This is a genomic window from Jeongeupia chitinilytica (assembly GCF_014652315.1).
GTDB lineage: Bacteria > Pseudomonadota > Gammaproteobacteria > Burkholderiales > Chitinibacteraceae > Jeongeupia > Jeongeupia chitinilytica.
In genome coordinates this window covers 154115-167920 of record NZ_BMYO01000009.1, presented here as the reverse complement: position 1 = coordinate 167920, position 13806 = coordinate 154115, and the positions used below count along the sequence as shown (strand labels likewise).

Sequence of the window (13806 nt, the reverse complement as noted above, 5' to 3'; positions counted from 1 at the left end):
GTTTCATCCTGAATCATTCAATTGGCAACCAGTATCACACTGGCATCTTCAATCACGCCAATGTATTGTTTTGATCAAATTGATCGATTTTTGTCATGCAATGAATCTGCGCCAGATCGAATACGCCGTTGCCGTCGCCGAGACCGAACATTTCACCCGCGCGGCCGAGGCCTGCCACACGGTGCAGTCGGCGTTGAGCCACCAGATTGCCCGGCTCGAGGACGAGCTCGGTGCGCCGCTGTTCGAGCGCACCTCGCGCCGGGTGCAGCTGACGCCGGCCGGCCGCGCCTTCCTGCCCGCAGCCCGGCAGTTGCTGCACGATGCGCAGCGCGTCCGCGACGAAGTCGCCGCCGCGACCGGGCAGATCCGCGGCAGCCTGGCCGTCTCGGTGATTTCGGCACTCAATGCACCCGACGCCGTGGCACTGCTGGCCGAATTCCACCGTCGCCATCCGCAGGTCGACATCCGGCTCAATTCCGGCATGAGCGAGGTCATGCTGGCCGACGTGCGCGAGTACCGCGCCGATGCGGCCTTCATCGGCCTGTGGCCCGGCGAGGAGATTACCGGCCTGAACGCGCTGCAGCTGTGCGACGAGGCGCTGGTGGCCGTGTTGCCGCTGGCGCATGCGCTGGCGTCGCGGCCGCGGCTCGACCTGCAGGACATCGCCGGCGAGCACTGGGTCGACTACCGTGCCGGCAGCAGCGCCCGGCGCCAGACCGACGAGGCGTTCGCCCGTGCCGGGCTTGCCCGTCATGTCGGCTTCGAGATCGACCACATTGCGCTGCTCGAGCGCTTCGTCCGTCAGGGACTCGCCATCGGCATGGTGCCGGCGAGCTCGGCCGCCGGGCTGAGCGGCGTGTGCGTGGTGCCGGTGCGCGACGCGCCGGCCCGGCGCGTCTACTGCATCTGGGCCCGCCAGCCGACGCCGGCGGCACAGGCCTTCGTCGAACTGGTCGCCGGTGCGACCCGGGAGGAAACGCAATGAGTGCCACCCTGATCCTCGGCGGTGCGCGTTCGGGCAAGAGCGCGCTGGCGGAACGGCTGGCGATGGCTTCCGGCCGCGATGTCGTCGTGATCGCCACCGCAGCGGTACGCGCCGGCGACGCCGAGATGGCTGCGCGGATTGCCCACCACCGCGAGCGCCGTCCGGCGACGTGGCTGACCGTCGAGACGCCGCTGGCGCTGGCCGACGCGATCCGCCGCGCAGCCGCACCCGGGCGGCTGGTGCTGGTCGACTGCCTGACGGTGTGGCTGGCCAACCTGCTGTTCAGCGACGGTGCCGACCACCCCGACACCGGCGTGATCGCGCTGCCGGCGCGCCTGAACGACGAGCGCGAGGCCTTGCTGGCGGTACTTGCCGAAGTGGAGGGCGATCTCGTGCTGGTCGCCAACGAAACGGGCCTCGGCATCGTACCGCTCGGGGCGATCAACCGGGCATTCGTCGACGAGGCCGGCCGGCTGAATCAGGCGGTGGCCGCGGCGTGCGACAACGCGGTCTTCGTTGCCGCCGGCCTGCCGCTGGTGCTCAAGGGAACGCTGCCGCCGGTTTGAGTCGGCCGGCGCGGCCGGGAGCAAGGGAGTGCCGGCCGCCGTCGCGACCGGCGGTGCGCGGCGAGGCGTTCAGCGCGCCGTGTAGGCGTCGGACACCATGATTTCCATCATCGTGTCCGGACGCGCCGGCGCTGCAAAGCCGTAGTGCGCGTAAAGCCCGTGTGCGCTGCTGGTGAACAGCATGAAACGGCGCAGTCCCTGCAGGCGCGGATGCACCATCACGGCCTCCATCAGCCGCCGGCTGTAGCCGTTGCCGCGATGCGGTTCGAGCACGAACACGTCGAGCAGGTAGGCAAAGGTCGAATAGTCGGTGACGACACGGGCGTAGCCGACTTGCGCGTCGTCGACGAACAACCCGAAGTTCAGCGAATTGGCGACCGACTCGCGCACCAGCGCGAGCGGAATGCCGCGCGCCCATTTCGATTCTTCGGCGAGAAAGCGGTGGATGACGGCAATGTCCTGCTCGGCGGGGTCGGTGGTTATGCGCGGGTTGGGCATGAAACTGGTCGGCTAATCAATCGAATTGGGAAGTTCAATCACGAGCGTTCGCGTAAACATCGCGCTGGTGGAGTCATCAAATGGCGGTGTGTGCTGCAGCGATGATCATCGCCTCGGGACAAGGGCCATAGATTGCATGGGTGTTGCCGGTGAATGTCGCCCAGTGCAGATCGCCGTAGGAAAAGTGCCACCATTCATGGCTATAGCTGGCAAAGCCTTCTTGTGTCATTGCCACCGCGAGCAGTCTGCGATTCGAGGCCGCTTCATCGGAGATATCCGGACACATGGGATCGCAGAGCTTGGGGTCCACGTTGGCCCAATCACCGATCTCCATCGCGAAGTCGATCACCTTTCCGGATTGATCGACGATCTCCACGTCTACGGCGCCACCGGTGCTGTGAGGCGGAATGTTCATGCTCCCGTCGAAATGGGTGACAGGGGCGACGAGGCGCGCTGCGGCGGCATGCGTTTCGCTTGCCGGCGCGTGGGGCATTCTCGAGCGCACTCGTGCATGTTCCTGCTCGAAGAGCCGCGCTTGCACGGCCAGGCTTCGGAGTCCTTCGTACAGCCGCAGGTAGTAGCCTTGAGGCAGCGACTGCTGTACCCGGAGCAGTCGCTGGTAGACGTCGCGCCGGAGCAGACAATAGTGTGGTGCCGTTTCGGGGCATTCTGGAGGCGGGCCATAGCGCAGGGCCGTGCCTTTGCGGATATCGACCAAGGGGTCGCCGCACTCCCGGACCAGAGGCGTTGTGGCGGCGAACAATCCCGGTCCCGCACTCTCGGCACGATGCTCAGTAATCCGGTTCGCCGTGCGCACTCAGGATGTAGTCGTAGCGCGTCGGATCGAACTGGTCGGCGACGTAGGGCTGCAGCGCGGCGAAGTGGTCGGCGTTGAGGATGTAGGAGAGCTGCATGTAGGGATCGGGCTTTTTCTGTTCTTTGGCGAACAGGCCGAGCAGGAAGGTCGTCGAGATGGTGTCGGCGACCGGCAGTTCGCCGACGAGGGCGCCGTCGAGGCCCTTTTCCCAGACTTCGATGATGCGGACGATTTTCATGGCGGCTTCCTGTTTCAATGAGGCGGCGATTATATCGCCAGACCATGCAGAAGAACGGCGAGTACGCCGAGCAAGAGTAGTGCAGTTTCGGTGAGTTCGACGCCGGCGCCGAGACAGTCGCCGCTGACGCCGCCAAGCCGGCGCTTCAACCAGTACCGGTAGGCCCAGACGATCACCGGCGCGGCCAGCAGTGCCGGCGCCAGCAGCAGCGACATGGCCAGCAGCAGGCCGGTCCAGAACCACTCGGCGTTGCCGCGTTGCCAGCCGAACTGTTCGGCCATGCCGGGCGCCAGCGGTGGCAGCGTCTGCCAGCGGAACACGCCCCAGCGCGCCCACGCCGGGGCGAGGACCAGCAGCCACCAGTGGCCGAGTCGCGCGATCAGCATCAGCAGCACCAGCTTGGCGGCGCACTGCAGCAGCAGCGTCAGCACGCCAAAGCTGCCGAGGTGCGGATCCTTGACCACGGCGAGGAAGCGTTCCGGGTCGCGGTGGGCGGCACCCAGACCGTCGGCCAGGTCGGCGAGGCCGTCGAGGTGCAGACCGCCGGTGATCCATGCCCAGCCGACCAGCCCGACCAGTGCGGCCAACCACGGCTGCAGGGGTGCCAGCAGGGCGACCGGAATCATCAGCAGCACGCCGATCAGCAGGCCGACCGCCGGAAACCAGCCGACGGCCCCGGCGAGCAGTTCGGGCCTGAAATCGCGTACCTGTGGCGTCGGCAGGCGGGTGAGGAACTGCACGGCGAGTACCGGCCTGCGCCAGTCGAAGCGCATCACGGGGCCTCCAGTCGCAGGTCAAGCAGCACCGGCGGCCAGTCCGGATCCCACCAGACGCTGATGCTGGCGGCGTGGCCCGGCCAGAACTGGCCGTGCCGGGCCGGCGGCAGGCCGAGCCAGTGCAGCAGCAATGCCTTGATCACGCCGCCATGCGTGACCAGCACATGGTGACCACCGGCGCCATCGCCGGCCAGCCAGCGCCGCAGACCGGCGTCGATGCGTGCGGTGAAGGCGGCCCAGTCCTCGCCGCCGGGCAGCGTGTTGGCCGGGTCGGTCTGCCATTGCTGCCAGGCGCGCGCGTCGGCGGCGCCGAGCGCCGCGGGATTGCGGCCGTCGAGTGCACCGCAGGCGAGCTCACGAAACGCCATGTCGATATGGCACGCCATCGGGGTGGCCATGCCGGTGGCGAAGTCGCGGCAGCGGGCGAGGTCGGACGTTGCGATCGCGCGGACCGGATCGACCGCATCCAGCTCGCGCCAGCGTTGCTGCATCTGCTGTCGGCCGCGTGCCGACAACGGTGCGTCATGCTGGCCGAGCAGGCCGGAACTCGCGGTTTCGCCGTGGCGCAGCAGGGTCAGCCGGTGGCTGCCGCTCATTGCGCCGCGCTGCCACCGTCGCTGACGCCGGCACTCGCAAACGTCGCCATCTCGCGGTGCAGCGCCAGTGCGCTCTGCAGCAGCGGCAGCACCAGTGCGGCGCCGCTGGCTTCGCCAAGACGCAGGCCGAGGTCGACCAGCGGTTCGAGCTGCAGGGCGGCCAGCAAGGCACGGTGGCCGCGCTCGTGCGAGCAATGGCTGGCCAGCAGCCAGTCGGCCACACCGGGGTCGTCGCGCACGGCGACCAGCGCGGCGGCGGTGCTGATGAAGCCGTCGAGCACCACCGGTACGCCGGCGTGGGCCGCCGCATTGTAAAAGCCGGCGAGTGCGGCGATTTCCAGCCCGCCGACTTCGGCCAGCCAGTCGCGCGCGCTGTTCGCCCCGGCGGCCCGGGCACGGGCGACGGCATCGGCGACGATGGCGACCTTGTGGACGCGGCGGGTGTCGTCGATGCCGGTACCGCTGCCGACGGCCTCGTCGGCGCCGATGCCGGCCAGCGCAACCGCAAGGCAGGCGGCTGCGGTGGTGTTGGCGATGCCCATTTCACCGCCGATCAGCACGGTTTTGCCGCGGCCGATGGCTTCAAGTGCGGTTTCCCGGCCGATATTCCACGCCAGTGTGCATTCGGCGACGCTCATCGCCGCTTCGCGGCGCAGGTTGCGCGTACCGCGGGCGACCGGGGTCCGGAACAGCGGCGCGACGGGCTGGGCCGGGAAGGGATAGTCGTGGGCCACGCCGACGTCGACGATGCTAAGGCCGGCACCGGCTTCGCGCGCCAGCACGTTGATGGCCGCACCGCCGGTGACGAAGTTCGTGACCATCTGCCCGGTGACTTCGGCCGGGAACGCCGACACGCCCTCGGCCGCGACGCCATGGTCGGCGGCGAAGACGACGATGGCCGGTTGCAGCCTCGAGGGCACCACGTTGCCCTGGCGCGCGGCGAACCAGACGGCCAGTTCCTCCAGCCGGCCGAGACTGCCCGGCGGCTTGGTCAGCGTGTTCTGGCGGGCGAGTGCGGCGGCGGTGACGGCGGGATCGATCTTGGACATGGCGGCAGCGATGGGAAGCGGTGAAGCCGACAGGCTAGCATGCTGCGCCGTCAGGCGCGGCTGGCGACGCCGATGGCTTCCTCGAGCCGGGCCCGTGCCGCAGCCAGATCGGCCGGGTCGTGCGAGCGCGCGGCATCGGCCAGCGCACCGTAGGCCGCGTCCCACAATTCGTACAGCGGGCCGTCGCTGTTTTCGCGCTTGATCAGGGTGTAGTCGAGTGCGGCTTCGATGCTGTCGAGCTGCTTGTGCAGCCCGCCGGTCTCGAAAGTCGGGATGCTGGTGCCGAGGGTCGTGACGCTCATGTCGTACTCCGGAGTCCTGACTACCCAGTGTAGCCGCTTGCCGCGATCCGTCCGGCAGCATGCCCGCTGCATGCTACAATCCGCGCGCTTTCGCAAGGTGTCCTCCCAGTGTCCGTTGACGCTGCCGGGAGGATGAAACGGGAATCAGGTGAGGAGTCGTCTCCGAGGCCTGAGCTGCCCCCGCAACGGTAAGCCGCATTGAACGCGCCCATCACGCCACTGTTCACGCAACGGGAAGGCGGGCGCCGGAGCGGCAAGCCCGGAGACCGGCCTGCGGATTCGACGAAACGGAAGGCCCGGGGTGCGGCCATCGTGGTTCGCGGCGCGCCTGCGCCGTGCGACATCGCGTGCCTTCCGTACCCAAAGCCTTGAGGCGGTGCCTGCCGCCATTGCGTTCGCGTGGGGCGAATGCTACGGAGTGATGTGATGTTGCAAGCCAAATTGCGGTGCCTGCCGCTGTTCCTGTCCGCCGGTTTCGCCTGTGCCGCGGATGTTCCCAGTTTCGAAGCCGACCCGGTCATTGTCACCGCAACCCGCGTGGCCTCGCCGCGCTCGTCGCTGTCGAGCGATACCACGGTGATTACCGCCAAGGAGCTGCAGCAGGCCGGCAGCCAGTCGCTCGGTCAGGTGCTGTCGCGCGTGCCGGGCGTCGAATTCGCCCGCACCGGCGGCCTCGGCCAGCCGGCCAGTCTTTACCTGCGCGGCGCCAACGCCAACCAGACGCTGGTGCTGCTCGACGGCCAGCGCCTGGCACCGGGCGCCGACGGTTCGAGCGCCTTCGACACGATCCCGGTATCGATGATCGACCGGATCGAAATCGTTCGCGGTTCGGCCTCGGGCCTGTACGGTGCGGATGCGGTCGGCGGCGTGGTGCAGATCTTCACCAAGAACGGCAAAGGCGCGCCGAGCGGCAGCGTCAGCGTCGATGCCGGCACCTACCGGACCTTCGGCGGCAGCGCCAACGTCGGCGGTGTCGTCGGCGACACGCGCTTCTCGGTCTCGGTCGATGCGCACAACAGCGATGGCTTCAACCTGACCAAGCCGACCAGCCCGTACTACGAGGCCGACCGCGACGGCTGGCAGCAGCGCAGCAGCAATGCCAGCCTGAGCCACTTCTTCGGCGACAACGTCGAAGTCGGCATCCGCGGCACCTACGTCGATACCAAGGCCGACTACGACGGCGGCGCCTACGACCGTGATCCGCTCAGCCACCGCACGCAGTCGACCGGCGCGGCCTTCGCCAACGTCAAGGTCAACGACTGGTGGCAGAGCAACTTCCTCGCCGGCGTCGGCCGCGACCGCTACGTCACCGAGAGCAGCTATCCGAGCAACACCGCAACGACGCAGCAACAGTTCCAGTGGACCAACACGCTGCAGAGCGGCATCGGCCAGTGGCTGATCGGCGCCGAATACCTGCGCGAATCGCTCGACAGCACCACCGACTACGACAAGACCACGCGCTACAACAGCTCGGTGCAGGCCGGCTGGCAGAACGACTTCGGCCCGCACCACCTGCAGGGGAACGTCCGCTACGACGACAACAGCCAGTTCGGCGGCAAGACCACCGGGGGCGTCGGATACGCCTGGCGCTTCGTCGAAGGCTGGCAGCTGTTCGCCAATGCCGGCACCAGCTACCACGTGCCGTCGTTCGTCGACCTGTACTACCCGTCGTGGCCGGGCTTTGCGCCGGCGTCGAATCCCAACCTCAAGCCCGAGGAAGGCCGTTCGGTCGACGGCGGCCTGCGCTGGCAGGCCGGCAGCTGGCGCGCCGATGCCACGGCGTTCTACAACCGCATCGACAACCTGATCACGCTCGACGCCAACTACACGCCGCAGAACGTCAACGCCGCGCGCATCCGCGGCCTGACGCTGAACGGCAACGGTGCGCTCGGCGCGTTCGAGCTCGGCGGCAACGTCACCTGGCAGGATCCGGAGAACGAGGACACCGGCAAGCAGCTGGCGCGCCGTGCCAAGGTCTACGGTGGCCTGACGCTGGCGCAGACGATCGGCGACTGGCGCTGGAACGCCAACTGGCAGGCAGCCGGCAAGCGCTATGACGACCTGGCCAATACCAAGCCGCTCGCCGGCTACGGCAAGCTCGATCTGGGCCTCGAGTACCAGATCGCCAAGCAGTGGCGTGCCGGTGCGCAGCTGCTGAACGCCTTCGACCGTGATTACGAGCTGGCACGGGGTTACGAGAACGGCGGCCGGATGTGGTTCGTCAATCTGCGCTACGACGGCGCGTAAGCGTCGGCGTCGCACAGGGACAAAGGCCGGCATTGCCGGTCTTTGTCGTTCCGGTTCAGGTGTCCGCCACTTGCGGCATCTGCCCCAGTGCGATGTCGGCGGCGATCAGCAGGTCGTCGGCGGTATCGGTTTCGTTTTCGAGCGTCGCGATCCCGATCGCCACCGTCACCGGGACGACGCGGCCGTCCTTGAGCGTGATCGAGTTGGCCGTGATCGCCGCTTCAAGCCGCGCGGCGGCGACGTGCGCATCGGCCAGCGTTGCGTCGGGCAGCAGGATGGCGAACTCCTTGTTCGAGAAGCGGCCGATCAGGTCGAAATCGCGCACGCAGCTCAGACAGGCCGCGGCGACATGGCGCAACAGCCGGTCGCCGCCGTCGTAGCCGTAGTGCTGGTTGAACCAGCGCAGCCGGCCGGTATCGATCAGCAGCACCGACAGCGGGTGGCCGGCGCGCTGGCTGCGGTTGACCTCGCGCGCGGTCGCCTCGATGAAGCGGGCGCGGTCGGGCAATCGGCTCAGCGGGTCGATGCCGCCGTTCGGCGGTGCGGCGTCGGGCACGCTGCGGGCGCGGGCGCGTTGCCACGCGAGCACCAGCAACAGCGCGACGAACCAGCCAAGCGCGGCGATCCCCCACGCAAGGGCGGTCCAGCTTTCGGTCATGGCGGTGCTCCGGACTGTACTTGGATCAAGTGTAGACAACGCCGGGGTGCAGCCCAGGCTTACAGCCTCTACAATGCCGCCCATGTCGAAAATGCTTCTCGTACGCCTGTCCTCGATGGGCGACATCATCCACACACTGCCGGCGCTGACCGATCTGGTCTGCGCCCGTCCGGGCACGACGCTCGACTGGATCGTCGAGGAAGGGTTTGCCGAACTGCCGCACCTGCATCCGGCGGTCGGCAAGGTGATTCCGTTTGCGTTGCGGCGCTGGCGCCGCAGCCTGCTGTCGGCAACGACACGCGCTGAAGCCGGTGCGCTGCGGCAGTCGCTGGCCGACGCGCACTACGATTGCGTGATCGACGCGCAGGGACTGATCAAGAGTGCGCTGGTCGCCCGGCAGGCCGGAGCGCCGGTGATCGGCTACGACTGGCGGAGTGCGCGCGAATCGCTGGCGACGCTGGCCTATGCAGAACGCTATCCGGCGCCGTGGTCGCTGCATGCGGTCGAACGTGCCCGGCGCCTGTTCGCCGGTGCCTTTGGCTATACGCCCGACACACCGCCCGATTACGGCATGGCGGTGCCGGCGGTCGAACTGCCGTGGCGCCCGTCCGGCGCCTACGCGGTGTTGCTGACCGCAACCAGCCGTGCCGACAAGGAATGGGCGGAACCGAACTGGGTCGCCCTGGCGGCCAGGCTGGCGGCCGAGGGCATTGCCTGCGTGCTGCCATGGGGCAGCGACGCCGAGCGTACCCGTGCCGAACGGCTGGCGGCGGCGATGTCGAATGCCGTGGTGGCGCCACGGCTGGATCTGACCAGCGCCGCGCGCCTGCTCGCCGACGCGCGCGTCGTCGTCGGTGTCGATACCGGACTGGCGCATCTGGCCGCCGCCGTGGCAACGCCGGTCGTCGCGATCTTCTGCGCGTCCGATCCGGAACGGACCGGCGTGCTGGCCGGCACGTATGCGGTCAACCTTGGCCGCCGTGGTGCCGCACCCGACGCCGAAACTGTCTGGGCTGCGGTGCGGCAAGGACTGGCGGCGCGATGAGCCGCTGGCTGTACTCGATCCTCGTCTGGCTGGCGACGCCGCTGATCCGCGCCTATCTTCGCCGGCGCGCGCGCAAGCAGCCCGCCTATCTCGAACACTGGGACGAACGCTGGGCACGCTATACCGGCCTGGCACCGAAGCCGTACGACTACTGGCTGCACGCGGTCTCGGTCGGCGAGATGCGTGCCGCGGCGCCGCTGATCCGGGCGCTGCGCCAGCGCGAGCCTGAGCTGCGCCTGCTGCTGAGCTGCATGACGCCGACCGGACGCGATACGGCGCACGAGCTTTACGGCGACATTGCCGGCATCGTCTATCTGCCGTACGACCGGCCGGCGGCGGTCCGGCGTTTCCTGGCGCGGTTTTCGCCGCGTTGCGGCCTGCTGCTGGAAACCGAGCTGTGGCCCAACCTGATCCACGGTTGTGCCGATGCCGGCGTGCCGTTGCTGCTGGTGAATGCACGGTTGTCCGCCAGATCGGCACAGGGCTATGCGCGGGTGCGCTGGCTGATCGAGCCGGCGCTGGCACGGCTGGCGGCGGTGCTGGCGCAGGGGGCCGACGACGCCGAACGGTTGGCCTTGCTGGGCGCGCGCCACGTCAAGGTGTGCGGCAACCTCAAGTACGACAACCAGCCCGATGCTGCCGTGGTCGCGCGCGGGCGGGACTGGCGTACGCGGTTCGGCGACCGGCCGGTGGTGCTGGTCGCGTCGAGTCGCGAGGGCGAGGAAGCGCTGCTGCTCGATGCGCTGTCGCTGCTGCCGGCGGACACGCTGCTGGTCATCGTCCCGCGTCATCCGCAGCGTTTCGACGACGTGGCGGCGATGATCGCCGCCCGCGGGCTGGCGCTGCTGCGGCGTCGCGACTGGCAGGCCACACCGGTGCCGCCGGACACGCGCGTCCTGCTCGGCGACAGCATGGGCGAGCTGGCCGCGTGGTATGCCTGTGCCGACGTCGCGCTGATCGGCGGCTCGATCCTGCCATTCGGCAGCCAGAACCTGATCGAGGCCTGTGCACTGGGCTGCCCGGTCCTGCTCGGACCGTCGACGTTCAATTTTGCCGATGCGGCGCGCGAAGCGCTGGCGGCCGGAGCGGCCTGGCAGGGGGATGACGCCGGCGCGCTGCTGCGCGAAGCCGCGGCCCTGCTGGCCGACGCACCGCGCCGTCAGGCGATGGGGCAGGCGGGCACGGCGTTTGCCGAACGGCACCGGGGCGCGACCGCACGCGTGCTCGATGCGCTGGACCGGCAGCCGGTTTCGCCACGCTGAAGCGTTGTCAAACGAAAGCGGTCCGGTCTTTTCTGGATTGCTTAGTTGACTATCTTCAGCAACGATAAAGCCTGACGGCCTCATTTTTGAGATTGTCACTTTCTTGAACCTGACTCGATCCGAGACAAGGGACGATGCAGTCGTTATTTGCTCCGCGTACACGTCAGGACTGGCACATGGTGACGCTGCTCGGGCTGGTGTTGTGCATCGGCGCGGTCGTGTTGCTGGTGTGGGAAAGCTGGGGCGATTACACGCAGAGCGAGCGCGAGACCGAGCAGCGCGTCTACAGTGCCGCCGGCATGATCGAAGCGCATTTCGGCGTGACCTTGCAGCAGAGCAAGGCCAGCATCGACAGCGTGGCCACGGCGCTGCTGTGGAAGCGCCAGTCGGGCCCGATTGCCGGGGCCGACTACATGGATGCGCTGCGCAACGCGATGAGCTTCGATCCGCAATCGAATTCGCTGTTCGTGCTGGCCGGCGACGACGTCTGGATGGTCGACGACCGGGCCCGTATGGAAGGCAGCCTGCAGGTGCAGCAGCGCTTGCGCGATGCGCTGGCCGCCTCGCCCGGACAGATCTTTGCCGCACCGATGCAGCGCCACGGCGAGTGGCAGGTCCCGATGTCGTACCGCTACACGCTGCGCGACGGCAAGACGATGACGGTCGGTGCGCTGGTGCCGTATGCCAATCTGCAGCGCATTTCGGCGTGGATAGACCGGCACGCCGGCGCGATCGGCATCTTCCGCGCCGACGGCCTGCCGTTGATGTGCGCGCCGGACATGAACGGCCATACCAACGCCCCGGTCCAGCCGCTGCCGGCGGTACGGAACGGCATCGGCAGCGCTGATCAGGGCTTGTGTCAGGGGCCGTCCCGGCAGGACCACGACGTCGTGTTCGCGCTGGTCGGATCGCGCGATTTTCCCTTTGTCGCTTATTTCGGTGTTCCGAAAGCGAGCTACACCCAGCCCTGGGTCGAACGGCTGGGCTGGCGACTGTCCTCCTTCCTCGTCTACGGGCTGGTCATCGCCCTGTTCGTGGCCGGCCTGCGCCGTATCGTGCGCCATCTGGTCGACGACAAGCGCTTCTACCGCGAACTGTTCGATACGGTGAACGACGGCCTGCTGATCGTCGAGCACGGCCGGATCAGCAGCGCCAATCCGGCTGCGTGCGCGGTCTTCGGTGTCCGCGACGCCGGAGAACTGGTCGGCCTGACGCCCTCCGCGCTGTTCCATCCCGAGCTCGACGAGGACGCCTACCGCGCGCCGGGCGTCGAGCGCGACCTTGCGTCGAGCGGCGGCTGGGGGCGCTTCAGTGCGCGGATGCGCCGGCGCGACAACGGCGCGATGTTCGATGCCGAGGTGCGCGGCGCGGCGCTGCCGCATACCGCCACCCAGCTGCTGGCGATCCGCGATGTCTCCGAGGAGCGCCGGTACCTTGCGCAGCAGGAGTTCCTGGCCAGCCACGATCCGCTGACCGAGCTGCCGAACCGCTATGCGCTGATGCACCGCATCGACAGCCGTATCGCCACGACGCCGGGGCCGTCGTTCGCGGTGTGCGTGCTGGACCTGAACCGCTTCAAGGAAATCAACGATACCCTCGGCCACGGCGTCGGCGACCAGGTGCTGCAGGCCATCGGCGAGCGGCTGTCGCAGTGGGCGCACGGCCGGGATGCCGAGGTGGCCCGGCTCGGCGGCGACGAACTGGGTCTGCTGGTGCCGGGGCTGATGCTGTGCGTCAACGAAGTGGCCGAACTGTGTGCCAGCCTGAGCGCACGCGTCGGCCTGCCGCTGCCGGTCGAGGAAATGCAGCTCGAAGTGTCCGCCAGCATCGGTGTCGCGTTCTATCCCGAGCACGGCCGCGAAGCCAGCGAGCTGCTGCGTTGCGCCGATGTCGCGATGTACGACGCCAAGCAGCGGCGGGTCCCGCACCGCGTGTACGACGCCGACCTCGACCACCACAGCCGCGAGCGGCTGGCCTTGTATACCGAACTGTCGCACGCGATCCGCGATGGCGGGCTGACGCTGTACTACCAGCCCAAGCAGAGCCTGCGCGACGGCCGCATCGTCGGCGTCGAGGCCCTGCTGCGCTGGCCGCATCCGCAGCGCGGGCTGATGCCGCCGGGTGCCTTCGTGCCGCTGGCCGAGAATTCCGAACTGATCCGGCCGATGACCGCCTGGGTGATCGGCGCCGCAATCCGCCAGCTGGCGGCCTGGCAGCGCGAAGGCATCGTGCTTTGTTGCGCGATCAACCTGTCGGCGCGCAACCTGCTCGACCCGGGCCTGCTGGAGACCATCGAGGCGGCGCTGCTGCGCTACGGCGTGACGGCCGAGTCGCTCGAGTTCGAAGTGACCGAGTCGACGCTGATGGAGGACCCGCACATCGCGCTCGAGCGCCTGTCGCGCATCCACGCGCTCGGTGCCCGGCTGTCGATCGACGACTACGGCACCGGCTATTCGTCGCTGGCCTATCTGAAACGCCTGCCGGTGCAGGCGCTCAAGATCGACCGGACCTTCGTTTCGCAGGTCGCCAACAGTCCGCCCGATGCGATCATCGTGCGTTCGACGATCACGCTGGCACACAACTTCGGCCTGACCGTGATTGCCGAAGGCGTCGAGCATGCCGCAGACCGCGATGCGCTGGCCGCGCTTGGCTGCGACGTGATCCAGGGATATCTGCTGGCCAGGCCGATGCCGGCGGCGGCGCTGTCCGAGTGGCTGGCGCTGCGCGAGGAAACCCGCTGACGCCGGTCGGGCGTGTCAGAATCGGG

General features: G+C 68.3%; 14 protein-coding genes and 1 riboswitch. Of the genes, 6 read left to right on the top strand and 8 right to left on the bottom strand.

From position 1 onward, the window contains the following. Positions 1-100: 100 nt before the first annotated feature. Together IE097_RS16490 and cobU are read left to right on the top strand one after the other, a co-directional pair. Complete coding sequence (locus IE097_RS16490; protein WP_189461959.1) at positions 101-985, top strand: LysR family transcriptional regulator; 885 nt, start codon at positions 101-103, stop codon at positions 983-985. Continuing rightward, positions 982-1551, top strand: coding sequence for a bifunctional adenosylcobinamide kinase/adenosylcobinamide-phosphate guanylyltransferase (cobU, locus tag IE097_RS16485; protein ID WP_189461958.1), 570 nt, complete (start codon positions 982-984; stop codon positions 1549-1551). The genes IE097_RS16490 and cobU overlap by 4 nt, the downstream gene beginning before the upstream one ends. 69 nt (positions 1552-1620) lie before the next feature. Here the strand turns inward: cobU and IE097_RS16480 are convergent, their stop codons facing one another. The 7 genes from IE097_RS16480 to IE097_RS16450 form a co-directional block, all read right to left on the bottom strand. After that, positions 1621-2049, bottom strand: a complete 429-nt coding sequence (locus IE097_RS16480; RefSeq protein WP_189461957.1) for a GNAT family N-acetyltransferase — start codon at positions 2047-2049, stop codon at positions 1621-1623. A gap of 76 nt (positions 2050-2125) precedes the next feature. Further along, a complete protein-coding gene (locus IE097_RS16475; protein ID WP_189461956.1) occupies positions 2126-2767 on the bottom strand; it encodes a M15 family metallopeptidase in 642 nt (213 codons plus the stop codon). A 73-nt stretch (positions 2768-2840) separates the two neighbouring features. Beyond that, positions 2841-3104, bottom strand: a complete 264-nt coding sequence (locus IE097_RS16470; protein WP_189461955.1) for a DUF7683 domain-containing protein — start codon at positions 3102-3104, stop codon at positions 2841-2843. Between the two features lie 29 nt (positions 3105-3133). Further along, entirely contained in the window at positions 3134-3877 is a 744-nt protein-coding gene (gene cobS, locus IE097_RS16465; RefSeq protein ID WP_189462010.1) for an adenosylcobinamide-GDP ribazoletransferase, read from the bottom strand. Then, positions 3877-4476: a histidine phosphatase family protein gene (locus IE097_RS16460; protein WP_189461954.1), complete on the bottom strand. Its 600-nt coding sequence runs from the start codon at positions 4474-4476 to the stop codon at positions 3877-3879. Before IE097_RS16460 ends, cobS begins: the two co-directional genes overlap by 1 nt. Next, positions 4473-5525: a nicotinate-nucleotide--dimethylbenzimidazole phosphoribosyltransferase gene (cobT, locus tag IE097_RS16455; RefSeq protein WP_189461953.1), complete on the bottom strand. Its 1053-nt coding sequence runs from the start codon at positions 5523-5525 to the stop codon at positions 4473-4475. Before cobT ends, IE097_RS16460 begins: the two co-directional genes overlap by 4 nt. A 50-nt stretch (positions 5526-5575) precedes the next feature. After that, the gene (locus IE097_RS16450) at positions 5576-5827 is read right to left on the bottom strand and encodes a hypothetical protein (RefSeq protein ID WP_189461952.1); all 252 of its coding nucleotides are present in this window, start codon (positions 5825-5827) and stop codon (positions 5576-5578) included. 77 nt (positions 5828-5904) lie between these two features. After that, a riboswitch (cobalamin riboswitch) is annotated at positions 5905-6116 on the top strand. Between the two features lie 137 nt (positions 6117-6253). On the opposite strand from IE097_RS16450, the gene IE097_RS16445 reads away from it, so the two are divergent. Continuing rightward, a complete protein-coding gene (locus tag IE097_RS16445) occupies positions 6254-8074 on the top strand; it encodes a TonB-dependent receptor domain-containing protein (protein WP_189461951.1) in 1821 nt (606 codons plus the stop codon). Positions 8075-8129: 55 nt separating this feature from the next. Here the strand turns inward: IE097_RS16445 and IE097_RS16440 are convergent, their stop codons facing one another. Further along, a complete protein-coding gene (locus tag IE097_RS16440) occupies positions 8130-8732 on the bottom strand; it encodes a GGDEF domain-containing protein (protein WP_189461950.1) in 603 nt (200 codons plus the stop codon). Positions 8733-8814: 82 nt separating this feature from the next. On the opposite strand from IE097_RS16440, the gene waaC reads away from it, so the two are divergent. From waaC to IE097_RS16425, 3 genes are all read left to right on the top strand, one after another. Continuing rightward, positions 8815-9777, top strand: a complete 963-nt coding sequence (gene waaC, locus IE097_RS16435; protein WP_189461949.1) for a lipopolysaccharide heptosyltransferase I — start codon at positions 8815-8817, stop codon at positions 9775-9777. Continuing rightward, a complete protein-coding gene (gene waaA / locus IE097_RS16430; protein WP_189461948.1) occupies positions 9774-11039 on the top strand; it encodes a lipid IV(A) 3-deoxy-D-manno-octulosonic acid transferase in 1266 nt (421 codons plus the stop codon). The genes waaC and waaA overlap by 4 nt, the downstream gene beginning before the upstream one ends. Positions 11040-11215: 176 nt before the next feature. After that, positions 11216-13780 (top strand): bifunctional diguanylate cyclase/phosphodiesterase, encoded by a 2565-nt coding sequence (locus IE097_RS16425; RefSeq protein WP_189461947.1) that lies wholly within the window; start codon positions 11216-11218, stop codon positions 13778-13780. The last annotated feature ends 26 nt before the right edge of the window (positions 13781-13806 follow it).